The 23679-nt window shown below is 47.4% G+C and carries 24 protein-coding genes, 1 tRNA gene and 2 pseudogenes; 6 read left to right on the top strand and 21 right to left on the bottom strand.

Annotated elements, in window-relative coordinates; translation table 11 throughout:
- Positions 1-9 precede the first annotated feature (9 nt).
- The 4 genes and pseudogenes from ACI0FF_RS10800 to ACI0FF_RS10785 all read left to right on the top strand — a co-directional run bounded on the left by ACI0FF_RS10800 (position 10) and on the right by ACI0FF_RS10785 (position 2404).
- A pseudogene (locus ACI0FF_RS10800) lies at positions 10-788 on the top strand (IS5 family transposase).
- A 165-nt stretch (positions 789-953) separates the two neighbouring features.
- A complete protein-coding gene (locus ACI0FF_RS10795) occupies positions 954-1229 on the top strand; it encodes a transposase (protein ID WP_419796858.1) in 276 nt (91 codons plus the stop codon).
- Positions 1226-1900, top strand: a pseudogene (locus tag ACI0FF_RS10790) (IS3 family transposase); the annotation flags it as partial. The gene ACI0FF_RS10795 and the pseudogene ACI0FF_RS10790, both read left to right, overlap by 4 nt.
- 261 nt (positions 1901-2161) lie before the next feature.
- Positions 2162-2404, top strand: coding sequence for a hypothetical protein (locus ACI0FF_RS10785; protein WP_419796857.1), 243 nt, complete (start codon positions 2162-2164; stop codon positions 2402-2404).
- Positions 2405-2578: 174 nt separating this feature from the next.
- Here ACI0FF_RS10785 and ACI0FF_RS10780 read toward each other — a convergent pair.
- The 8 genes from ACI0FF_RS10780 to ACI0FF_RS10745 form a co-directional block, all read right to left on the bottom strand.
- Positions 2579-2655, bottom strand: a tRNA-Pro gene (locus ACI0FF_RS10780).
- A 73-nt stretch (positions 2656-2728) separates the two neighbouring features.
- On the bottom strand, positions 2729-3427 hold the full coding sequence (locus ACI0FF_RS10775; protein ID WP_419796856.1) for a MerR family transcriptional regulator: 699 nt from the start codon (positions 3425-3427) through the stop codon (positions 2729-2731).
- A 26-nt stretch (positions 3428-3453) separates the two neighbouring features.
- On the bottom strand, positions 3454-3750 hold the full coding sequence (locus ACI0FF_RS10770; protein ID WP_188666020.1) for an integration host factor subunit alpha: 297 nt from the start codon (positions 3748-3750) through the stop codon (positions 3454-3456).
- A 103-nt stretch (positions 3751-3853) separates the two neighbouring features.
- Positions 3854-4822 carry a beta-ketoacyl-ACP synthase III gene (locus ACI0FF_RS10765; protein ID WP_419796855.1) on the bottom strand — a complete coding sequence of 323 codons (969 nt, stop codon included), beginning with the start codon at positions 4820-4822 and terminating at the stop codon, positions 3854-3856.
- Between the two features lie 20 nt (positions 4823-4842).
- The gene (plsX, locus tag ACI0FF_RS10760) at positions 4843-5880 is read right to left on the bottom strand and encodes a phosphate acyltransferase PlsX (protein WP_419796854.1); all 1038 of its coding nucleotides are present in this window, start codon (positions 5878-5880) and stop codon (positions 4843-4845) included.
- Between the two features lie 26 nt (positions 5881-5906).
- Positions 5907-6089 carry a 50S ribosomal protein L32 gene (rpmF, locus tag ACI0FF_RS10755; RefSeq protein WP_419796853.1) on the bottom strand — a complete coding sequence of 61 codons (183 nt, stop codon included), beginning with the start codon at positions 6087-6089 and terminating at the stop codon, positions 5907-5909.
- An 84-nt stretch (positions 6090-6173) separates the two neighbouring features.
- On the bottom strand, positions 6174-6719 hold the full coding sequence (locus tag ACI0FF_RS10750; protein WP_419796852.1) for a DUF177 domain-containing protein: 546 nt from the start codon (positions 6717-6719) through the stop codon (positions 6174-6176).
- Positions 6716-7273: a ubiquinol-cytochrome C chaperone family protein gene (locus ACI0FF_RS10745; protein WP_419796851.1), complete on the bottom strand. Its 558-nt coding sequence runs from the start codon at positions 7271-7273 to the stop codon at positions 6716-6718. Before ACI0FF_RS10745 ends, ACI0FF_RS10750 begins: the two co-directional genes overlap by 4 nt.
- Before the next feature lie 93 nt (positions 7274-7366).
- Between ACI0FF_RS10745 and ACI0FF_RS10740 the strand changes: the two genes are divergently transcribed.
- On the top strand, positions 7367-7822 hold the full coding sequence (locus tag ACI0FF_RS10740; RefSeq protein ID WP_419796850.1) for an outer membrane protein assembly factor BamE: 456 nt from the start codon (positions 7367-7369) through the stop codon (positions 7820-7822).
- A gap of 9 nt (positions 7823-7831) precedes the next feature.
- Here ACI0FF_RS10740 and ACI0FF_RS10735 read toward each other — a convergent pair whose 3' ends face one another.
- The 13 genes from ACI0FF_RS10735 to icmF all read right to left on the bottom strand — a co-directional run bounded on the left by ACI0FF_RS10735 (position 7832) and on the right by icmF (position 20648).
- Positions 7832-8302, bottom strand: a complete 471-nt coding sequence (locus ACI0FF_RS10735) for a flagellar basal body-associated FliL family protein (RefSeq protein ID WP_419796849.1) — start codon at positions 8300-8302, stop codon at positions 7832-7834.
- Positions 8303-8375: 73 nt separating this feature from the next.
- Positions 8376-9326: a thiamine-phosphate kinase gene (gene thiL, locus ACI0FF_RS10730; RefSeq protein WP_419796848.1), complete on the bottom strand. Its 951-nt coding sequence runs from the start codon at positions 9324-9326 to the stop codon at positions 8376-8378.
- A 3-nt stretch (positions 9327-9329) separates the two neighbouring features.
- Positions 9330-9818 (bottom strand): transcription antitermination factor NusB, encoded by a 489-nt coding sequence (gene nusB, locus ACI0FF_RS10725; RefSeq protein WP_419796847.1) that lies wholly within the window; start codon positions 9816-9818, stop codon positions 9330-9332.
- Positions 9819-9832: 14 nt separating this feature from the next.
- The gene (ribH, locus tag ACI0FF_RS10720) at positions 9833-10294 is read right to left on the bottom strand and encodes a 6,7-dimethyl-8-ribityllumazine synthase (RefSeq protein WP_419796846.1); all 462 of its coding nucleotides are present in this window, start codon (positions 10292-10294) and stop codon (positions 9833-9835) included.
- The gene (gene ribB, locus ACI0FF_RS10715) at positions 10295-11416 is read right to left on the bottom strand and encodes a 3,4-dihydroxy-2-butanone-4-phosphate synthase (protein ID WP_419796845.1); all 1122 of its coding nucleotides are present in this window, start codon (positions 11414-11416) and stop codon (positions 10295-10297) included.
- Positions 11417-11420: 4 nt separating this feature from the next.
- The gene (locus tag ACI0FF_RS10710) at positions 11421-12011 is read right to left on the bottom strand and encodes a riboflavin synthase (protein ID WP_419796844.1); all 591 of its coding nucleotides are present in this window, start codon (positions 12009-12011) and stop codon (positions 11421-11423) included.
- A 24-nt stretch (positions 12012-12035) separates the two neighbouring features.
- Positions 12036-13133: a bifunctional diaminohydroxyphosphoribosylaminopyrimidine deaminase/5-amino-6-(5-phosphoribosylamino)uracil reductase RibD gene (ribD, locus tag ACI0FF_RS10705; protein ID WP_419796843.1), complete on the bottom strand. Its 1098-nt coding sequence runs from the start codon at positions 13131-13133 to the stop codon at positions 12036-12038.
- A 34-nt stretch (positions 13134-13167) separates the two neighbouring features.
- Positions 13168-13626, bottom strand: a complete 459-nt coding sequence (nrdR, locus tag ACI0FF_RS10700; RefSeq protein ID WP_419796842.1) for a transcriptional regulator NrdR — start codon at positions 13624-13626, stop codon at positions 13168-13170.
- A gap of 12 nt (positions 13627-13638) precedes the next feature.
- The gene (glyA, locus tag ACI0FF_RS10695) at positions 13639-14922 is read right to left on the bottom strand and encodes a serine hydroxymethyltransferase (protein WP_419796841.1); all 1284 of its coding nucleotides are present in this window, start codon (positions 14920-14922) and stop codon (positions 13639-13641) included.
- A 32-nt stretch (positions 14923-14954) separates the two neighbouring features.
- Positions 14955-15401 (bottom strand): ribose 5-phosphate isomerase B, encoded by a 447-nt coding sequence (gene rpiB / locus ACI0FF_RS10690; RefSeq protein ID WP_419796840.1) that lies wholly within the window; start codon positions 15399-15401, stop codon positions 14955-14957.
- Positions 15402-15527: 126 nt separating this feature from the next.
- Positions 15528-15734, bottom strand: a complete 207-nt coding sequence (locus tag ACI0FF_RS10685; RefSeq protein ID WP_419796839.1) for a DUF6898 family protein — start codon at positions 15732-15734, stop codon at positions 15528-15530.
- 81 nt (positions 15735-15815) lie between these two features.
- The gene (locus ACI0FF_RS10680) at positions 15816-17141 is read right to left on the bottom strand and encodes a cyclic nucleotide-binding domain-containing protein (protein WP_419796838.1); all 1326 of its coding nucleotides are present in this window, start codon (positions 17139-17141) and stop codon (positions 15816-15818) included.
- Positions 17142-17378: 237 nt separating this feature from the next.
- Positions 17379-20648 (bottom strand): fused isobutyryl-CoA mutase/GTPase IcmF, encoded by a 3270-nt coding sequence (gene icmF, locus ACI0FF_RS10675; protein ID WP_419796837.1) that lies wholly within the window; start codon positions 20646-20648, stop codon positions 17379-17381.
- A gap of 334 nt (positions 20649-20982) precedes the next feature.
- Here icmF and ACI0FF_RS10670 point away from each other — a divergent pair, with 334 nt between their 5' ends.
- Positions 20983-23520 carry a bacteriohemerythrin gene (locus ACI0FF_RS10670; RefSeq protein ID WP_419796836.1) on the top strand — a complete coding sequence of 846 codons (2538 nt, stop codon included), beginning with the start codon at positions 20983-20985 and terminating at the stop codon, positions 23518-23520.
- Positions 23521-23679: the final 159 nt, after the last annotated feature.

Genomic DNA, 23679 nt, shown 5'->3' with positions numbered 1-23679 from the left:
GAGAAGTCTATGCGGAATTTGATGAGCGACGATGAATGGTTATTCTTCGAGCCATTCCTTCATGCCCAAGGGCCAAAATCTGGCCGTCCTCCCTCAAATCACCGCCTCACTCTTGATGGTATTTTTTGGATTGCCCGGACAGGAGCACCTTGGCGTGACCTCCCCAATTACTTCGGTAAATGGTCCTCTGTTTATCGTCAATTCCGCCGCTGGACATTGCTCGGCGTTTGGGATGTTCTACTGGATGCCTTGAACGATGCCAAAGCCGTTCCAGATACAGTGCAAATGATAGATAGCACAATCATCAGAGCCCATCATCAGGCTGCTGGGGCAAAAGGGGGACTCAAAAAGAGGATCTCGGCCGTTCAAAAGGTGGCTTTACGTCCAAAATACACCTTCGAACAAATGCCGAAGGCTTGCCAATAGCTCTGGAAATCAGCGAAGGCCAAACATCAGATTACAAAGGGTATGCTCCATTGATGGAATGGGGTGGTCCAGATGCCAAGGTTCTATTGGCAGACAAAGGCTACGATGCAAACTCCATTCGGGACGATATGGAGAAACGCGGTGGATACGCCATGATCCCAATGCGGAAAAACCGAAAGGAAATCACTCCCGTTGATGATTTCGTATATGGCTTGAGAAATCAGGTTGAACGCTGCTTCAACAAACTCAAAAATGCTCGCCGGGTTGCAACTCGGTATGACAAGACGATGCTCAGTTTCCTTGGCTTCGTGCAGGTCACATCAATTCGGGTATGGGTAAAATACTTTGTCAACAGGACCTAGTCTTGCAGTTTCATTGTCATCTGTCCTTTGTGCCTCGTCACGTTCAGATTCAAGACTTGTGAGACCTGGCATAATCATCTCATTAATTAAACGATAGCGATTCTGGTCCCGTCCCTATAAAGTGGAGAGTACTTTCTGTTAGATTAAGATCAACAGGAGGGACTTATGAATCTCAAAAAATCAGATGCGTTTAAATCGGAAGCCATCCAGCTTGCCTTAACCAGTGGCCTGACTCGCAAGGAAGTGGCTGCGGATCTTGGTATCGGCATGTCTACTCTTAACAAATGGGTTGCCCAGCATAAACATGATGACCTGATGTCAGGCCCGCACGATGACATTCACAAGGAACTGGCGCGTCTTCGTAAAGAGAACCGTATTTTGAAGGAGGAGCGGGAGATTTTAAAAAAGGCGACGGTCTTCTTTGCCAGCCAAAAACGGTGAGATATGAATTTATCAATGCAAAGAAGACAGAACATTCCATTACCTTGATGTGCAAAGCCTTCAACGTCAGTCAAAGTGGTTTTCATGCTTGGCAACGTCGTTCAATATCGCCCAGACAACGTGAAGACATGGTTTTGTTGGCTTACATTCGCAGTATTCATCAAGAGAATTATCAATCTTATGGTCGTGAACGCATGACTGCTGAACTGCGTGATTTGGGTTTTGCTGTCAGCCAACGTCGTGTTGCCCGTTTGATGAAGGATAATAACATTTACATAAAGCGGACACACAAGTTTAAACGCACGACTGATAGTGACCACACTCATAATGTTGCCCCTAATTTGCTTGAAGGTGACTTTGCAACAACGGGTCCAAATCAAAAATGGGCAGGCGATATTACATACATTCCAACACAAGAAGGCTGGCTCTACTTGGCTGTTATCATTGATTTATATTCCCGCCGTGTTATTGGGTGGGCTGTCAGTAAACGTTTAAAACGTGATCTTGTGATACAAGCTTTACAGCGGGCTATCGCTTTGCGAAAACCACCAAAAGGCGTAATCCACCATTCAGATCGCGGATCGCAATATTGCTCCCGTGATTATCAAAAACTACTCAAAAAGCATAGCTTCGAAGCTTCAATGTCGGGCAAAGGGAATTGTTACGATAACCGCACTGCTTACCAAACCTGTTTAATCAAGGTACTTCTTATAGCGGATAGCGGATAATTTACTGTCGGTTGCCAACTGTCCTTTCAACCCCTGTCCGTATTGTTTGAAATTGGTGTAGAAGTGGTCGGCAATGTCCCATGCCAGTAATTGAATACGGGCATCGGATTTATAGACAGCACCTTTTTTGCTCCACTTGCGTTTAAGGTCTGCCTTCTGTTCGTCTGAAAGTGTGACGGTAATACAGTTCGACGAAAAGAGTTGGTGGCTGCTAAACCGCGTAAGTGGTGGTTTAGGGATTCTGAGGGCGTATATTTCACAGAAATTCGTTATGGCTCTTCATATCTTGTCGAGTTGAAGGCAGGGCATCCGTCGATTGAGTGCGGCAAGAGTAAGCAGTCTGTCATTGATCAGTTGTTATATGTGCGCAGTTTGATTGATGAGGGTGAGCTTGATGATTTACTCGCAGCTATCAAGAAAAAGGCACAACGGCGTGAACCTGCTTGAAATGACCGCTATTTAGAGTCGACGAGGGATAGATGTGAGCTTGTCGAATTAGATGCAGAAAAGGCGGCCCAAAATGAGCCGCCTTTTCCTATGCTACTTTATGCTACTTTACTATGCTACCTTAGAAAAATAGATAACTCATAACATGTTGATTTTATTGACTTAACTGTCATTTGGTCGGGACAGCGGGATTCGAACCCACGACCCCTACACCCCCAGTGTAGTGCGCTACCAGACTGCGCTATGTCCCGACGATGTTTGTGGCGGCAATATATAGAGGGCTTTCAGGCGATGCAATGGTTAGTTTGCAAAAGTTTTCACTTTTTATGCCGCGCTCTCAATTTTGTCTTTTAAGGCTTTCAGCTCACTTAAGACATCTTCCAGTTTGCTGCGCTGTGTGGGGCTGAGGGCGCGTTTGACAATGATCTGAGGTTCCGGGGCATCCGGGGCGAGAATGGGTTCCGGTTCGGGCAGGTCGTTCAGTTCTTCGTAATCATGTGTCGCAAGCGGTTGAAAGTAGGAAGCCCCGCCTGTGCTTTCCTCAATCTCATCCTCAGAAATAGCTTCAAGGTTTTGTTCTGCTTCCTGTTCGTCTGGTATTTGCCCCATATTTTCTGATGGGCTATCGAACAGGCTGGCTTGCTGGACCGCCGGGGCGACTTGTGCGCGCAACTGTACGGAGACGGTTGTTCTTTCCCCTTCCTGTGGTGGAGTTTGTGGTTCCGCTGTTTCTGTATCCTCTTCAGAAACAGTCACGCTGCCTTCGTTGATAAAGCTGCGGGCGCCTTCTTCGCGCATAAGTTTTTGGACACCTTTAATGGTGTAGCCTTCGTCATGGAGCAATGTCTGTAAACGGCGCAGCAATGCGACATCGTCGGGGCGGTAATAACGTCGACCGCCCGCGCGTTTCAGCGGTTTGATTTGTGGAAACTTGCTTTCCCAAAAACGCAACACATGGGTTGCCAATCCGAGTTCCTTGGCGACTTCGCTAATCGTGCGGAACGCATCGTTCGATTTGGTCATCTCTCAACTATGCGCTTTCGGCGGCATTATTGGTTTTCGTTAATACGGGCCTTGAGCACCTGAGAGGGGCGGAAGACGAGTACTTTGCGTGGCAGGATCGGAACTTCTTCACCTGTTTTCGGGTTGCGTCCGATACGTTCGCCTTTGGAACGGACGGAAAAGCTGCCGAAAGAGGAGATTTTTACCGTTTCATCGTTCGCCAATGTATCTGCGATCATATCCAGAACAGATTCAAGCAGGTCCGCAGATTCATTACGAGACAAACCAACTTCTTGATAAACAGCCTCGGTCAATTGGGCGCGGGTAATGGTCTTTTCACTCATTGGGGGTCCTCGCAAAGTTGGAATAGACAGACTTAAACGGTACCTTAGGACGATTAATCCGTCAATATCAAAGGTTTGCGTAGTTGATTTTAATTTATGCTGCTTACCAGCGAATAAGGGCGGAACCCCAGGTCAAACCACCGCCCATTGCTTCGATAATCAGCAGATCTCCGCGCTTTATGCGGCCATCGCGCACGGCTTCGTCCAGTGCCAGCGGGATGGATGCGGCGGAGGTATTGGCGTGCTTATCAACCGTGACAACCACCTTGTTTGGATCCACTTTCAGCTTTTTCGCCGTGCCGTCCAAAATACGCTTGTTGGCCTGATGAGGGACAATCCAGTCAATATCATCCGCCGTCAGGTCATTGGCAGCCAGTGCTTCTTTGACGACTTCGGCCAGATTAACAACGGCATGACGAAAGACTTCTTTGCCTGCCATGCGCACATGCCCCGTGGTCTGGGTGCTGGACGGTCCGCCATCGACCATCAAAATATCTTGGTAACGTCCGTCAGAATGCAGGTGTGTGGATAAAATACCTGCAGATTCGGCTGTTTCTTCTTCGGCGCGCAGGATGACAGCCCCTGCCCCGTCGCCAAATAAAACGCAGGTGGTGCGGTCTTCCCAATCCAGCAGGCGTGTGAAACTTTCAGCCCCAATGACCAGTGCCGTTTTGGCCTGTCCGGTTTTCAGGAAGCTGTCAGCGGTTGCCAAAGCATACATAAAGCCGGAACAAACCGCCTGTACATCCATTGCAAATCCGTGGGTCAAGCCAAGCTGAGCCTGTACCTTGGTTGCGGTCGAAGGAAAGGTATTATCCGGCGTGGTTGTTCCCAAGACAATCAGATCAATGTCCTGAACATCAATTTCGGCATGCTCAATAGCCTTCAACGAGGCTTTGCGGGCAAGGTCGGAGGTCAGTTCACCATCCGTAACCATGTGGCGTTGTTTTATGCCTGTACGTGCGGTAATCCATTCGTCGCTTGTATCAACAAATTTTGCAAGATCATCGTTTGTTACGATTTTTTCCGGAAGGTAAGAACCGCATCCGAGGATTCTAGAACGTAAAGCCATGTGATAGTCGCCACCAAATGTTATGAATTGTTGCCGCTATGGGCATCCATGAGACGCTCCAGATCTTCCTTTATCAGGTCGTTGAAGCCGTGATGCACCAGATCATGTGCGACTTGGACGGCATTTGCAAACCCTAAAGCGTCTGTACCGCCATGACTTTTCACGCAAATTCCATTCAAGCCGAGGAACATTGCACCATTATAGCGGCGCGGGTCCATCTTTTTCTTGAAGTTCATAAGTGCAGGTTTTGCAATGGTTGCTCCCAATTTACCAAGGAAACTACCAGTAAGCGCGTCTTTCAGGAAAAAACCGAGAAGTTGGGCGGTGCCCTCAATGGTTTTTAAGGCAACGTTTCCCGTAAAACCGTCTGTGACGATAACGTCGACCGTACCCAGACCAATGTCGTCACCTTCTACAAAACCGTAGAAATCGATGTTTAATTCGGTGTTTTTTAAAATAGCGTGGGCTTGCTTGACCGAATCATTGCCTTTGAGGTCTTCTTCCCCAATGTTAAGGATACCGACCTTTGGTTTGGGTAATCCAAGTACGTTACGTGCATAGACTTCGCCCATCACAGCAAATTGGGTCAGGTTGTCTGCGTCGCATTCAACGTTTGCGCCCAAGTCAAGCATAACCGACCCGCCGGTGCGATGTGGCAGGTACGTTGCAATTGCAGGACGATCAATACCGGGAAGTGTGCGCAGGACAAATTTTGCCATTGCCATAAGCGCACCGGTGTTTCCGGCAGAAACAATTCCGGCAGCTTCCCCCTTTTTGACGGCATTAATTGCCAGACGCATAGACGAATTGCGGCGGTTACGAAGGGCAACGGCCGGTTTATCATCATTCGTCACGACTTCGTCAGTATGGATAACTGTCGAAATTGCTTTGACGTCAGGGTATTGAGTCAACAAAGGCTCCAACTGACGTTCATCACCTACGAGCAGGAAACGAACACCAGGGAGCTTTGTCTTGCAGATGCTTAAGCCTTTGACGACCATATCGGGCGCATCATCGCCGCCCATGGCGTCAATGGCTAGCGTCATTACGTTTGACAAGAGGGTAATCCTTCCTTCGAAGCGTATTATACGGCTTCGACGTCAGTAACCTCACGGCCATCATACTGGCCGCATTCAGAACAAACGTGGTGTGGGCGTTTCAATTCACCGCAGTTCGGACATTCGTTATACACAGATGCTTTAAGTGAATCGTGTGAACGACGCATGTTGCGACGGGATGTGGAAACTTTCTTCTTAGGAACAGCCATTATTCTGTACTCTTTAATATAAGCTCGACAACGAGGGAGCGGTTATTTAAACGAAAGTGTCATATAGAGCAAGCCTAAATGGCGCTATTTGTCACTTTTATTTTTCAATTCGGCCAAAACGGCAAAAGGATTGTTCGATTCAATCTCTTCTTCCGTGATTTCAGGCCCGACACCTAATTCGGTATAGGCCGTACCATCTGCGCGGGGAAAGGGATCGATTTCCAAACCCAGTTCCTCTGCCATCGCCGCGCCGAGGTCTATCACACCATCGATGATGGGATCAAGCTCCTCTGTTGCATCAATTTCAATTTCCACCTCTTTTTCTTTGTCCAGCGGCGTAATTGAGCTATCGTAGATACGTTGAAAGTCAAGATTAATAAGGGTTTCAATCGGTGCGAAGGTTGCAACGCATTCTTGCGTAATTTTTGCCTGTGCTTGAAAATTACAGGCAATTTTCTTTCCGCTTAAGCGTTTTAAAGTTGCGGTCCCTTTGAAAAACGTAATGTTTTTCAAATCGAAACGTTCTTTAAGGCCTGATAATTCATCCGCATTGGCTTCAATGTGAATTTTTTTGGGATTTGGCCCCAATTTGTCAGCCTGAAAGATATAGGTGAAATCTGGCGTATTCATGCGTTTTTATCTCCTACGGGAGCGGGACCGAACAAAACATTCCCTTCTAAGAGGTCGTCAATAGAGGTGCCTTCGAGGTTTTTCGCTTCACGGCGCAGGTATTGCGCCATTTTTTCGAGCGATTCGTCACTAACTGGCGTTTTGCGATAAAGGTTACGGTCCAATGCGGCTTTTAGTATGGCGTTATCTTTTTCTGCCAGCCCCTCTTCATATACCGTAATGCGCCCGTAGAGAGCCTCCGCCATCTTGGGAACGCGTCTTGCCAGCCCCATGTCACCAATGCCTAATTCACGCAGGTTCTGGTCCATATCGGCAAACATAAGGTCATAGAGGGATTGTAGGAATTTTTCGGTTCGTTCCTGTTCGGTTTTTAATCGACGCATCACAACGAAAGTATGCAGGACGATCATGTCATAGCGCCCTTCTACGGTATCGGCCACTTCTAGGTGCAGATAAAAGTCGGGATTGCGCGATTGATTGATAATCGAGACATAAAGCTTTTGTACTTCTTCGGCAAAAGCGGGCTTGGTTTTAAACAGTTTGGAAAAGATCACGATGCGCCGGGCTCCAATAAAACTTGATCATCGGGTTTTATAAGATATTGTAGGGGCTCTTATCAAAGTGAAAATCAAGGTTTGTGAGTTGCAATGTTGAAAAAGGTTCGCTCAAATACTGTTTTTGGTCTAGGTGCCTTGCTGGGGGCAGCGCTTATGCTCAATGCCTGTGGGGCGCAATATGCAACGCGGGGCAACCTTCCGACAGAGCAGCGCTTGTCTGAGGTCATCCCCGGAGAAGTGCATGCGCGTGATGTTGCTGAAATTCTTGGTACACCGTCAACCTTTTCCACATTCGGTGGTGAATCCTGGTATTATATCAGTGAACGCGTCGAATATTTCGCCTTTTTAGAACCGAAGATCCTTGATCGAAAGGTGATTCGCATTCAGTTCAGTAAAGACGGGACTGTTGAAAAAGTTGAAGAACGCGACAATCAGCACACGCGCGACATTCAATTTGTTGAGCGTACCACCCCGACAGCCGGTAATGAATTGTCTTTCTTTGAACAGATTTTCGGCAATTTGGGTCGTTTCAATAAAGGTGAATAAAAAGCGGTATTAACCGGGGTTATCTGCGACGGACTGGATCAGGACGTCGGAGACAACTTTGCTGTCTTCTTCCCCCAAAACTTTATACGTGATGCGTTTAAGGCGCTTTTTTAGGGCCGCGATATCCAATTTGTCTTTGTTGCGTAAAAGACGGGGCATAAACACATAGAGGTCACGCAGATAAGCGTCTTCCAGACGGACCATCTTCGCTTTGACAACTTCTTCCTGACCCAGTGCGACTTCAAGGGCGAATTGCACTTGAATGCTGCCTGCAACACGCTCTCCTTGGAACATGGGAATGGTAAACGGTTTAATCGCGACTGTGGTGGTGGTTGTCTTTTTTTCTAGCTCGATCTGTTCTGGTGTTTTTTGTGGGGCTTCCTTGGGTTCAAATGGACCAAGTTTGAGGAAATAGAGCGCCCCAACGGTGGCCCCGGCCACAACAACTAATAAGACCAAGAAGAGAATAGCTTTTTTCATTCATTTTGCCCAAAGTACCCGATTACGAGATTGTCATTATCGTCATCCGACATGCAGATTGCAAGTTCGGCGCTTAGAAATGACGATATCCTTTTTTCAAATCAGTAAGTTGCGTGCCGTCTTCTGTGATAAGACGGGTTTCATTTTTGTCTGTTATTCTGCCGATCACACTGATTTTTGTGGCACTGTCTTGCGCAATTTTCAGCAACTCGTTCTGTCTGTTGTGTGCGATAGAAAAAAGCAGTTCATAATCATCACCACCATTTAATATGGATGAAAGTAAGGCAGAATCCTTTTGCAAGGCATGTTGTGCCGCTGTGCTCAGCGGGATATCTTTGATATGAATATCGGCGCTGACGTTCATATGTTCAAAATCTGTGACCAGACCGTCAGATATATCGAGACAGGTGTGGGCCAACCCGACAAGTTTTTGGCCGAGTTCTACACGCGGCGTTGGGCGCAGGTATCGTTTGTGGAGTGTTCCTGTTGTGTCCGCGAGCTTACCCTGGGCAACCAAAAGACCAAGGGCACAATCGCCAATTGTCCCGCTGACGCATAGTAAATCACCGATGTTTGCGCCTTGTCTGGTGAGTGATTTCCCCTGCCCTATCTCGCCAATTGCGCTGAGGCTAAGGGTCAGGGGGCCTGTTGTCCGTGTTGTGTCCCCGCCCAGCAGGTAAATGCTATAACGATCTTGCATATCGCCAAGACCGCTTGCAAATGTACGGATCCAATTGTTGTCTATATTGTCAGGATAGGACGCATTAAGCGTATAATAACGTGGTGTTGCGCCCATTGCAGCAAGGTCGGATAAATTCACCGCCATCAGTTTATGGGCGATATCACGCGGATCATCATCGGCAAAAAAATGAACACCTGCAATCAAGGTGTCCGTTGTAATGACATTTTCATATCCGGCTCGATGAGAAAAGACGGCGGCGTCATTTTTTAACGCAAAAGCTCCTTCGACCTTTTCAGCCAAAGGAGCCATAATTTGCGCAATCTGTTCGAATTCACCCAGCACTCTTTAGGCTTTCTTGAAGTCGTCCGGGCGCAATGTTTTTGCCAGACGGTCCAAAACGCCATTTACAAAGCCCGGTTCCGGCCCTTCAAAGAAGGCATGGGCGACATCGACATATTGTGTAATGACAACGCGTGGCGGAACATCAAGGCGAATGTAAAGCTCGTAAATGCCGCTCATTAGGATGATGCGGACAATAGCTTCCAGTCGGTCAATCGTCCATTCCTGAGACAAAGCGCCTGAAAGCATTTCTTCCAGTTCGTCACGGCGTTTGGAGACACCGCGCACGAGATCACTAAACAATTGTTTGTCCGGTTCTGCCAAGGGGCTGGAATCGCGATCTTCATCACCGTCTTCTTGTGGTGTATCCCAGCGGGTGCGCATAAACGAGATGAGGACATCATCGACATTACTGTCGGATAGTTCCACTTCGTAAAGGGCCTGAACGGCAGCCAGTCGTGCAGCACTTCTTTTGACGGATTTATTCTTTTTCATCGGGGACGATGTCCTTATCTGGGCAACAGGTGAAGTTGTTTTTTCAATTCGATCATTTGCAGGCAGGCCCGTGCCGCTTTACCGCCAACATCTTTTTGGTCGCGATAGGCGCGTGCAAGGGCTTGATCCCGGTTTTCACAAGTAATCATGCCGAAACCATGTGCAAGGTTATGTTTAACGCTTAAATCCATCAGGGCGCGTGATGTTTCATCTACCACCACGTCATAATGGGTTGTTTCGCCACGGATGACACAGCCCAAGCTAATGAAACCGGTGTAACGGGCACCTGCGGCCCCCATTTCCATTGCACGAATAGCATAGGAAAATGCGGAAGGAAGTTCGAAAACGCCGGGAACCTGATAACGTTTTAGTTCATACCCTTTCCCTTCGAATTCTTTTTCGACGGAGGCATAAAGAGCATCTGCGATATCATCATAGAAACGTGCTTCAGCGACAAAAATACGCGGGGTTTCCATTTAATCCTCCAATTGCGGGATAGGTTGTTGATCAACGATGGACAGGCCGTAACCTTCCAGTCCGATGATGTTTTTACGGGCAGAGTTACTTAAGAGAATCATATCTCTAATTCCGAGATCGAGCAAGATTTGTGCACCTGTCCCGTAATCGCGCAATTGTCCGGCGGATTTACTGCCTGTTGCGTGGGCTTCGACCCGTTCAGAAAGTGAGGCCCGTTGGGGTTCACGTAACAAGACAATAACACCGCGCCCAACGTCCGCAATATGACGCATCGCGTTATGCAGTTCTTTTGCTTTGTTCGCAGCGCAATCGCCAAGTACATCATCCAAAACATTAAGGGCGTGCATACGAACAAGAACCGGTTCATCGGTTGTAATGTCCCCTTTAATCAGGGCGACATGTTCGGCATATTCAACGTTGTTTGTGTAAACGCGCATATCGAACTCGCCACCATAGATGCTGTTGAGCTTGGTTTCGGTTTTCTTTTCAATAATGCGATCATGTTTGCGACGATAGGCAATCAGGTCGGCAATTGTCGCGATTTTTAAGTCCAGTTTTTTGGCATATTCGACCAAATCCGGCATACGCGCCATTGTGCCGTCGTCGTTCATGATTTCACAAATGACACCGGATGGGTTGAGACCTGCCAGACGGGCCACATCGACGGAGGCCTCAGTATGCCCTGCACGGACCAGAACACCGCCGTCACGCGCGCGTAACGGAAAGACATGGCCCGGTGTGGCAATATCAGCGCGAGATGATTGTTCGGCAATGGCAACGCCAATGGTTAACGCACGGTCAGCAGCGGAAATACCGGTGGAAACGCCTTCGCGGGCTTCGATCGAAATGGTAAAGGCTGTTTCGTGACGTGAGGCATTGTGCGTGGTCATCAACGGCAGGCCGAGATGATCAATCCGTTCGCCTGTCATGGCAAGGCAGATCAGGCCACGACCATGCTTGGCCATAAAATTAATGGCATCTGCATCGGCTTTTTCTGCCGGAATGACGAGGTCACCTTCATTTTCGCGATCTTCATCATCAACGAGAATGAACATACGTCCATTTTTGGCATCTTCGATAATTTCTTCGATGCTGGACAGGTATTGGCTATATTCGCTCACTGTATTAATCGTCCTTTTCGAGCAAGCGCGCCACGTAGCGAGCCAGCATATCTATTTCCAAATTGACAAAGTCACCGACTTTGGATTTGCCAAAGGTTGTCACTTGCAGGGTATGGGGAATAATATTGATGCCGAAGACGTCATCTTCAACCTCATTTACCGTCAAAGATACGCCGTTTAGCGTAACTGAACCCTTGGGCGCAATGAAATTCTTTAATTCTTTGGGTGCTTTGAATTTAAAACGGTGTGAATCACCTTCTTGTTCAATGGCGATAATCTCAGCAATACCATCAACATGACCAGAGACAATATGCCCCCCCAATTCGTCGCCAACCTTGCAAGCGCGTTCAAAATTGACTGCCATATTGACTTCCCAGGATCCCATCGTGGTTTTTGAAACGGATTCAGCCGAGGCCGTAATCGCAAACCAGTTTGTTCCCTTTTCAATTACCGTCATGCAAGCGCCATTGCATGCAATTGATGCGCCGATATCAACCGTGTTCAGGTCATAAGCCGTTTCAAATTCAAATCGGGTATCGCCGTTTTTTTCAATGGTCTTTACGCGACCGAGATCGGTAATAATGCCAGTAAACATGACGTTTAATCTTTCTTTCTTTTTTCAAGTAATATCTAAATCGCGACGGCGATACAGTTCAACAAGATCTCCACCGGAGGAAAAGCTGTGGGTACGATCAAAAAAGGGCGTATCTTCAAGGTGATCCACCCCAAACGCCTGTGCTGCTGGAATACCATCATGGCCCATAATACGCGGGGCATGCATCCATGACAGACGGTCAATCAGGCGGCGGCGCAACATGGCGGCGGCCAGATGGCTCCCACCTTCGACCAAGACACGGGTTAGGCCGCGTTTTGCCAGTTCTTTGGCAACCCATGACAAGGTAATGCCCCCATCCATTTCGGTCACGTCGTCTGGCGTAATCATTTGGATCCCAGCTTCGCGGTAGGCTTCGGCACGAATGTCGTCCTGGTCCCCCAGTGTAATCATCCATGTGGGAATGTCCTGAGCCTGTATCACCATATTACTGGTCAAAGGCAGGCGCATGCGTCGATCCACCACGATACGCACCGGAGAATGATTTTCCAGACCGGGTAAGCGACAGGTCAGTTGCGGGTTATCTTCTGTTGCCGTTCCAATGCCAACCATAATGGCATCGTGATTGGCGCGTAAAAGATGGCCTTGCTGGCGTGTCGGCGCTTCGGTAATCCACTGACTTTCCCCGGTATGAACGGCGATGCGACCATCCAGTGAAGTTGCCATTTTCATAGTGAAAAGTGGACGATTTTTAAGGATGCGCAGGAAGAAGCCTTCGTTAATTTCCAGTGCTTCTTCGCGGCAGATATTTTGTGTAACTTCAATACCTGCTTTTTTAAGCATCTTTATACCGTTACCAGATACCCGTTCGTCCGGGTCTTCAACAGCAATGACAACGCGGGCGACACCTGCATTGATTAAGGCCAGTGCACAAGGCGGGGTCTGTCCATGGTGGGCGCAGGGCTCCAGCGTGACATATGCGGTTGCGCCTTGTGCAGCTGCACCCGCACGGGCCAGTGCTTCTGTTTCGGCGTGGGGGCGACCACCAGGTTGAGTCCAGCCACGCCCGATAACTGTATTGTCTTTAACAATGACGCACCCGACAGCCGGGTTTGGCCAAACATTGCCGAGCCCGCGGGTTGCGAGATTCAGAGCGGATTTCATAAAGGTTTCATCATCACAACGTGCGATGGGACCTTTATTTTTTATGTGTTCCCAAATTTTCGACAAAGTCCTCGAAGTCCTTTGCTTCACGGAAATCTTTATAAACAGATGCAAATCTAACGTAGGCTACTTTATCCAATTCCAGCAAAACGTCCATCACCTTTTCACCAATGGCGTTGGATTGGATTTCTGTCTCGCCGGATGTTTCCAACTGACGTTGGATGGAGCTGACAATACGTTCAATTTGATCTTCTTCGACCGGACGTTTGCGCAATGAAATTCTGATGGAGCTGAGAATTTTCTCGCGATCGAATGGCGTTTTACTGCCATCGCGTTTCACGATCATCAGTTCGCGCAGTTGCACCCGTTCAAAGGTGGTAAAGCGCGACGCACATTCCGGGCAATAACGACGACGACGGATGGCTGCGCTGTCCTCGGTGGGACGCGAGTCTTTGACTTGAGTATCCTGATTACCGCAAAAAGGACAGCGCATGATCCGTTTTCCTTAGAAGTCTTTGTAGACCGGGAATTTGGCGCAAAGTTCACCGACTTTGACGCGAACTTCCTGTTCAACAGTTTGATTGTTATCTTCACCGTTGGCGGCAAGGCCGTCAAGAACGTCGCTGATCAGGTTACCGATCTGCTTGAATTCTTCTTCCTTGAAGCCGCGAGTGGTACCAGCAGGTGTGCCCAGACGAACGCCGGATGTCACCATCGGTTTTTCTGGATCAAACGGAATGCCGTTTTTGTTACAGGTGATACCTGCGCGTTCCAGTGCAGCATCCGCCATTTTACCTGTGACACCTTTGGGGCGCAGGTCAACCAGCATCAAGTGGGTATCTGTGCCACCTGTGACGATATCACAGCCGCGTTCAACCAATGTTGCCGCCAGCACTTTGGCATTGGCAACCACTTGGGCAGCATAGTCTTTAAATTCGGGACGCAGAGCTTCGCCAAAGGCAACGGCCTTGGCTGCAATTACGTGCATCAACGGGCCGCCTTGCAAGCCGGGGAAAACAGCGGAATTGATCTTTTTGCCCAGATCGACATTGTTGGACAGGATCATGCCGCCACGCGGGCCGCGCAAGGTTTTGTGAGTTGTCGTGGTCACAACATCAGCAAACGGAAGCGGGCTTGGGTGAACGCCACCAGCAACCAGACCGGCAAAGTGTGCCATATCGACCATCAACAATGCACCGACTTTATCGGCAATTTCACGGAAACGGGCAAAATTGATTTGGCGCGGAATGGCGGAACCGCCGGCGATAATCAGTTTTGGGTTATTTTCAATCGCGATTTTTTCAACAGCATCGTAATCGATATCTTGTGTTTCGCGAGAGACATCATATTGAACCGCATTGAACCATTTACCGGATTGTGCAGGTGGTGCACCGTGTGTCAAGTGACCGCCGGACGCCAATGTCATGCCCATAATGGTGTCGCCCGGTTGCAGCAATGCCTGGAATACGGCACCGTTTGCTTGCGCACCGGAGTGCGGCTGAACGTTCACATATTCGCAATTAAACAGTTTTTTCGCCCGTTCGATGGCGAGGTCTTCGGAAATATCCACATATTCGCAACCGCCGTAGTAGCGACGTCCCGGATAACCTTCAGCATATTTGTTTGTCAAAACTGTACCCTGAGCCTCGATCACAGCGCGTGACACGATGTTCTCAGAAGCGATCAATTCGATCTGGTCCTGTTGACGACCCAGCTCTTTACGCATGGAAGCGTAGATTTCAGGGTCCGATTCAGCCAATGTGGCCGTAAAGAAGTTTTCAAAAGACATGGGCATGAGCCTTTCTTGGGAGGGGGCCGTTGTTAAACGGGCGGGTTGGATAATTTCTCGACGCGCCGCGCGTGGCGGCCGCCTTCAAATTCGGTATTCAGGAAGACGTTCATCGCATCCAGTGCGGTTGCAACACCGATCATTCGGTCACCAAAGGCAATGACGTTCGCATTATTATGTTCGCGGCACATACGCGCACCTAAGGCATCATGGATCAAGGCGCAGCGGACTTCGGGGAAACGATTGACGGCAATTGAAATACCGATGCCGGATCCACACACGACAATACCACGTTCGGCTTGTCCATCCTTGATAGCTTGAGCCAATTTGTAGGCATAATCAGGATAATCGACAGAATCGGTCGTGTTGCAACCGAGGTCCAAGACATCATAGTCCTGTTTTTTCAGCTCTTCCACAAGGGTGGACTTCAGTCCAAAACCGCCGTGATCACAAGCGATTGCAATTATTTTCGATGCCATGATCCGTCATCCTCATCAATGGTCGATAGTTGGGCGACTATGTAGCACAGCCGGTATAGCTTAGACAATGAAAAAGCCCAGAGAATTTCAGCTGTTTGTTATGGGCTGGTGCTTTGTTTTCGACCTTCAGGAAGGACCTTCTTGACGTTTTTTGGTTAGGATATATTCCAGTTTGCGCTTGGCATTGTTTTTAAGGGTGGCTTCGCCCATCGAAAGCAGACCAGTTGCCATTGCCTCTTGCCCGCTATCGGGGTCTATGGCGTGAACACGCAGATATTTGCCGTAAACGCGCATTTCGTAATACACATGGGAAAGCGTAACGCGGTTGTTCATTATGTAGATACCATCATCGAACTGAAAAAATGTTATCCATAATGTAATGATGTTCTGTTTTTAGACAATCCCCTTTTATCTTCAAGCCTGCCTTAAGGTTTGAGAAGAAAGATGCGCGCCCTGCCCTAAGGGGATGTTTTCGCAGAGTTGTTTATAAAACAACGTCATGTCAGCCAGTTTTTCAATCCGTTGTGTGCTGTCTTCGCGTATGGTGTCGATTAGATGATGCATGTTTTTGCAAATGCTATTGGCTGATTGGGCATGGTCTTGATTGATGCGTATGGATAAGTCCTGTAGGGAATTTTCGATGCAATCCAACAGGTAGTTGGGATCATAACCTTCCGGGTTATCCGGGGTCAGGCGATCCATGAGCCACGCCAGTTGCACAAGGTGGCGTTCCAGCTTGATTTCGTTGAACTTGCAAAGACTGTCATGAATGGCGTGTTCCAGATCTTCTGGTTTTTCTCCATTTAAAACCTTGGCAGCAAGGGTGTTAGGCACTTCAAAAACAGGGGCGCTTTCCCCATTTGGGTTTTGATAATTCATTCGGTCCGGCCCGACATAATCATGCGTGACAATAAATTTACGCCCATAATGACACAGGGCCTTGATGGCGCTAGAGATTTTTTCAATAGAAATTGGTTTTAAAAGCACATGATCGCATCCGGCGTGTAACAAGGCCTCCCGATTTTGCGGGGATTTATTTTGTGTTAAAACGACAATGGATAAAAATGGATTTTTACAATCAATTCCATGTCGTATGTCATGAATGAAGCTTGTGACTTCACGGCCACCAAAAGCGGCATCAAGGATCAGAAGATCATATCTGTTCTTTTTAATCTGTTCGCGCAATTGAAATAATGTGCTGACATCACAGATTTCTTTGAAACCCAAGCCAAAAAGACCACCGCGCAAGCTGTTCCGGGTTTGTGGATTAGGGTCTGCGAAAATGAAATTTACATTGGCAAATTTTTGCTGCGTCAACTCATTTTTAGGGGATGTGTTTTGTATAGATTTCCCCTGTATTTTCTTGATTTTTTCATAAAGATTAACCGTATGATCGGATGTTTGTCGCAAGCGTGCAATGACGGTTTTAATCAAAGAATAAAGGAAAGGATCAATGGACTGGAGCTTGTTTTCAAAGGAGGTTTTACTAATTGCAAGGACAACTGTTTTTTCCTGTGCCGTAACGGTTGCTGAACGTGGTGCCTCTGACACAATTGCCATTTCACCGATGATGCCCCCCTTCTTAACCAAGGCAATGGGGATATCGGTTCCACTTGGGCCGCGTTTTGAAACTTTTACGCTACCGTCTCGAATAATATAGGCAAAGTCAGCATGCTCGCCTTCCCGAAACAAGGTGGTGTTGGGTTTGAATGTTATGGTTTTAAATGCTTCTGTACTCATTGACCTATTCCTGTATGCCAATGTGAGAGAAACGTCATTTCTAAGCGTCGTTATTTATTAGTATTAATTGTATATATGATTTATTTTAATCTTTTTAAACACCCCTATATGGGTGATATGGACATCATATTTGAAGGTTTGAACAAAAATTTCACGAGGGTGCATACATGGGTGTGGAAATAAGAAAAGGGAGTGTCAAATAAACGCTCCCTTTTTAGTCGTTATGCAAAGTCTGTTTTACATGTTGCGGCGATATTGGCCACCCACTTCAAACAGGGCTTCTGAAATTTGCCCCATAGAGCAATAACGTACTGCCTCCATGAGAACTTCAAACATATTGCCGTTGGCACGTGCCGTGTCTTTCAATTTTTCCAGCACTTTTTGACCTTGTTCGGCATTACGTGTCTGGAAGTCTTTCAGACGTGTAATCTGACTTTCTTTCTCTTCCGTTGTTGAACGGGCCAGATCAGGTGTGACCGGGTCTTGTTCTTGCGGATTAAGGAAGGTGTTCACACCGATGATCGGTAAGGAACCATCATGTTTTTTCATTTCATAATGCAAAGACTCATCTTGGATTTTACCACGTTGATAACCGGTTTCCATTGCACCCAGAACACCGCCACGTTCGGAAATACGTTCGAATTCACGCAGAACGGCTTCTTCGACCAGGTCGGTTAATTCTTCGATAATGAAGGCACCCTGGTTCGGGTTCTCGTTTTTTGCAAGACCGAATTCCTGGTTGATGATCATCTGAATGGCCAAGGCACGACGCACAAACTCTTCCGTCGGTGTTGTGAAGGCTTCGTCATAGGCGTTGGTGTGCAGGCTGTTACAGTTATCATAAGTCGCCAGCAAAGCTTGCAAGGTTGTGCGGATATCGTTGAAATCCATTTCCTGTGCATGAAGCGAACGACCAGATGTTTGAATGTGGTATTTCAGTTTCTGTGAACGTTCATTTGCCCCGTATTTGAAACGCATGGCTGTTGACCAGATACGACGTGCCACACGGCCCAGAACGGTATATTCCGGGTCCATCCCATTGGAGAAGAAGTAAGACAGGTTCGGTGCGAAATCATCAATGTTCATCCCGCGTGCCAGATAGCTTTCTGCAAAGGTAAAGCCATTGGACAGCGTAAAGGCCAATTGTGAAATCGGGTTCGCGCCTGCTTCGGCAATGTGATAGCCGGAGATAGAGACGGAGTAGAAGTTACGGACATTGTGATCCACAAAGTACTGTTGGATATCGCCCATCATTTTCAAGGCAAATTCAGTCGAGAAGATACAGGTGTTCTGTCCTTGGTCTTCTTTCAAAATATCGGCCTGAACGGTTCCGCGTGTGTTTGCCAGTGCCCATGCTTTGATCTTTTCGATCTCTTCATCGGTCGGGATGCGACCATTGTCTTTCTCGAATTTTTCAAGTTGTTGATCAATGGCCGTGTTCAGGAACATCGCCAAAATCATCGGGGCCGGACCGTTGATGGTCATGGAAACAGACGTGCTTGGTGCTGTCAAATCAAAGCCGCCATAAAGGACTTTCATGTCGTCCAGTGTGGCAACGGAAACACCGGAGTTACCGATTTTACCATAAATGTCGGGGCGGTGATCCGGGTCCTGACCATACAGGGTAACAGAGTCAAAAGCCGTAGAAAGTCGTTTTGCATCAGAATGTTGTGAGAGATACTTAAAGCGACGGTTCGTGCGGAAAGGATCCCCCTCACCCGCGAACATACGGGTCGGGTCTTCGCCTTCACGTTTGAAAGCAAACACACCGGCAGTGTAAGGGAAACTACCCGGAACGTTTTCTTTCAACAGCCATTTCAGGATTTCGCCTTCGTCTTCAAACTGCGGTAAAGAAACCTTTGGTACTTTCAAACCGGACAGACTTTCGTATTTCAACGCTGTACGGATTTCCTTGTCACGAATTTTGACAACATATTCATCACCAGAATAGTTTTCTTTAACAGTCGGCCAGATTTCCAACAGTTTATGGCAGCGGCCATCCAGGGATTGATCACGTTCTTTAATCAGCTTGCGAATGGCTTTTTTGCCTTTTTCGCCAGCTTCATCCAGCATGCGTACGGTTTCGCGTAATTGTTGGCGTTCCCGTGCGATTTTGGACTGTTTAGCAATTTCACTGTGATACCCACGTACGGTATCGGCAATCTCTGCCAGATAACGACGGCGTTCCGGCGGAACGATGGCTGTTTTCGGGGAAGAGTGGCGAATACCCGGGGCTTCTTTCAGTGTGGTTTTCAACTTGCCAAGTTTTTTGGCCTGCAACTGGGTGACCAGTTCATAATAAAGGGCGGTAACACCTTCGTCGTTAAAACGTGATGCGATGGTCCCGATAACCGGCATATCTTCGGGTTTGGAATGGAATTGTTCGCGGTTACGCATAACTTGTTTTGCGACATCGCGCAGTGCATCCATTGCACCGTTGCGGTCAAACTTGTTGATGGCAATGATTTCAGCAAAATCAAGCATGTCGATTTTTTCAAGCTGAGATGCGGCACCGAATTCAGGTGTCATAACATACATGGGGAAATCAACATAAGGTACGATACCCGCATCGCCCTGCCCGATCCCCGGTGTTTCAACGATTACAATGTCAAAACCTGCCATTTTACAAGCATTGACGATGGAGGTCATGCTCGGCGGGACTTCTGCTTTGTTGTCGCGTGTGGCGATAGAACGCACATAAATATTGTCGGCGTTGTTTGCGTTCATACGGATACGGTCACCCAACAAGGCGCCACCTGTTTTACGGCGTGTCGGGTCGATGGCGAGAACGGCAATTTTAGGTTCGCTAGAGTACATGCGGAAGCGACGGATCAATTCATCGGTCAAGGATGATTTACCGGCACCACCTGTCCCTGTAATACCCAGAACGGGAACTTTACCGGAAAGCTTTTCACCGCCTTCGTCGATATCTTTTTTCAGTTTTGCGTCAAGTTGATCGTTCTCCAACGCGGTAATGACACGCGCGAGATCCAGTTTGTCGCCTTTTTTCAGTTTTGCGAGGCTGCTTGGGCAGGAAATATCTTTGGCCGGTGCATAATCTGCACGCTTGACCATATCTTGGATCATACCCTCGAGGCCCATTTTGCGGCCATCTTCCGGCGAATAGATTTTTTCAACGCCGTGGCTCATCAAATCTTTGATCTCGTCAGTGACGATAACACCGCCGCCACCGCCAAAGACTTTAATGTGACCGGCACCGCGTTCTTTCAGCAAGTCGATCATATATTTGAAATATTCAACATGCCCGCCTTGATAAGAACTAACAGCGATACCTTGAACATCTTCCTGAATAGCCGCTGTAACGATTTCGTCTACAGAACGGTTATGCCCCAGGTGAATAACCTCTGCACCGCAAGATTGCAGGATACGGCGCATAATGTTGATTGATGCATCGTGTCCGTCAAACAGACTTGCAGCTGTTACAAAACGGACCGGGTTTTTCAATTTATAAGCCTTCTTGTTTGTTTTAGCGTTACCGTCTGGCATGCCGTCCTCCAAAATTTGTCGTGAAATAAATCGGTACTCGAATGCCGATTTATTTGTTTTTAAAACGCCCTAACTTCATAAAGGTAGGACGTTGCAAAAAGCCAACAGGTTTTTGCCTGCAGGCCTTAATAATCTAATGACGTTTACGTAAACGTAAAGCAAAAATCACCGTAGGTAAAGAAATAATTTCATTGGAAATAGATGAAAACGGCCTGCGCCTATGAAATGTACGTATAAATCCCTAAGTTTTTTACAGGAATTGACACACGTCATGTTTAAGGACTGGGAGCAACTATAGAGTTATACGTGGAAAATATTATATGGGGGTTGAAATATGCGGCTATCGGCTAAACTGCCTAGTGTTATTGTGGGCTTGTCGGTTATTGCGGTCTGCATTGCTGGGGTTATTTCGTTTGTACGCTCTGAAGAGGCGCTGGAAACAGCTGCATTTGAAAAATTGGAGGCTGTACAGCATGGGCGTTTTGATGAACTGGAATCATTTTTAAAATCAGTAGAAGATGATGTGCATATTACGACATCCAGCGATATGACCATTAAAGGGCTCAATAACCTACAACGTGGTTTTTACGGTTTTGATAACCCTGAAGTCGCAGCAAAAGAATTATCAAAATTCTATGTAACGGAAAATCCACAAGACGACAAAAGTATGCTGGATGATGCCGGTGACGGGTCCAGTTATAGCCGCGCCCATGAACATTATCATCCTTGGTTCCGTGAATTTCAGAAATCACGTGGTTATGAAGATGTTCTTTTGTTAAATGATGAGGGAAGCGTTGTTTACAGCGTCAAAAAAGGCAAAGAGTTTGCAACTAACGTTGTTACAGGCCCGTGGAAAGATACCGATCTTGGCAAAGCTTTCAATGTTGTAAAAGATAAAGAACGTGGTGCGATTTATTTTTCGGACATTCGTGCATATGACGCTGCTGATATGACACCGGCCAGTTTCTTAGCCAGCCCCATGTTTGATAAACGTGATAACTTTATGGGCGTTATGGTTTTACGCCTGCCAATTTCACGCATTAACGATATTATGCAAGCATCTGCCGGTATGGGCAAAACGGGTGAAGCCTATCTGGTCGGGAAAGACAAGATGATGCGCAGTGATTCTCGTTTTTCCAAAGAAGCAACCATTTTGAAGAAAAAGGTTGATACGGAGGCGGTGAACAGCGCGTTGGCAGGCAAAACGGGTTTAACGCTGGTCACTTATGACGATGGACGCGAGGCGTTGTCAGCCTATGGCCCAATTGATTTTCAAGGGGTGCGCTGGGCGGCCTTGGCTGAAATCACAATGGCAGAAGTGGATGAACCTGTTGATGAATTACGCAATATCCTGATGTTGATGGTTTTAGGGTTAATCGTCGTAATCGGCGTGGTTGGTGTTTTGATTGCCCGCACAATTACCCGCCCGGTGGGGGCAATGACATCAGTGATGCATGAATTGGCCAACGATAATTTGAAAATAGATGTACCTTTTACCGATAAAACCGATGAAATCGGTGAAATGGCAACATCGGTTAATCATTTTAAAGAACAAATGATCCGGGTCCGCGAACTGGAACAGGAACAGGAAGAACAGAAAAAACAGGCCGAAGCCCAGCGACGCGCTGCCATGATCCAGATGGCAAACAGTTTTGAAGACAGTGTCGGTTCCATCGTTGAAACTGTTACGGCAGCAGCAACGCAATTACAAGCTTCTGCCAGTCAGATGTCGGCCACCGCAAGTGAAACAAGTGCGCAAGCAACAGCTGTTGCCAGTGCATCAGAAGAAGCCGCTGCCAATGTAGAAACAGTCGCTGCCGCTGCAGAAGAGCTGGCAGCATCCGAAGGTGAAATTTCCAGACACGTTCACCGATCTTCTGAAGTGGCTGATTTTGCGGCCTCTCAAGCTGAGCAAACCAAGAAAACCGTTGAAGATATGGTTGAGGAAGTCGGCAAGATCGGGGCAGTTGTTAAATTGATCTCCGATATTGCCGAGCAAACCAATATGTTGGCCCTGAACGCAACGATTGAGGCCGCTCGTGCAGGTGATGCGGGTAAGGGATTTGCTGTGGTTGCGCAAGAAGTAAAAACACTTGCAAATCAAACCGGGCAAGCCACCGAAGAAATTGCAAAGCAAATTGGTGAAATTCAAAACGTAACCCATAAGGCGGCAGAAGCGATTGAACAAATTAGCACGACCATTACTGAAATCGATGAAATTGCCAGTGCGATTGAAACTTCTGTAGAAGAGCAAAACCGTGCAACTGCTGAAATTGCAGAGAATGTTGATCAGGCTTCGCGTGGGACGCAAGAGGTATCCTGTAATATCCAGTCTGTACAGCAGGCGGCCAGTGAAACAGGTATGGCAGCAACGCAAATTTCAGACTCTTCATCCGATCTTTCACGACAGGCGGAGTTCTTACGTGAAGAAGTGAACAAGTTCCTGAGTGAAGTTCGTAGTGAAAAAGATGAACGAAAGTTGCTTCAATGGGATGAAAATTTACGCACTGGAGATGAGGAAATAGATAATGAACACATCGCCTTCGTCAACTTGTTGAACGACTATTATTCAAAAATGATGACGGGGGACGGTACACGTGTGGTTGAAGAGACAATGGAACGTTTTGCCGCCCTGTCGCGCGATCATATGGAACATGAAGAGGCCATGATGGATAAATATGAATTCCCAAAAGCGGATCAGCATAAAAAATCGCACCGGGATTTCTTAAACAAATTCTTGGAGATTAAAGAAGGTCATGAGTCCGGTAAGGATATTAGTATTGATTTCCTCGAATATCTGTCCGGCTGGTTGAAAGATCATTTCTTGAATGCAGATAAGGAATTGGTTCGCTACGTTCAAAGTCATAGCTAAGGATGCGAATCAGCATTTCTCAATGAGAGAGTAACAAAATCAAGGCTTTCTTTTTATCGTGTCATGTGGTTTGGGCACGTTGGAGGGAAAGTCTTATTTCTTTGAACTGTCTTGTATATTCAATAAGTCTAAAACTTATAAAATTGCGTCTTCGTGGTT

The sequence above is a fragment of the Terasakiella sp. 4MB5A genome, from assembly GCF_050058155.1.
GTDB classification, from domain to species: domain Bacteria; phylum Pseudomonadota; class Alphaproteobacteria; order Rhodospirillales; family Terasakiellaceae; genus Terasakiella; species Terasakiella halodenitrificans.
The sequence above is the reverse complement of the archived record's forward strand: the minus strand, read 5'-3'. Positions and strand labels throughout refer to the sequence as shown.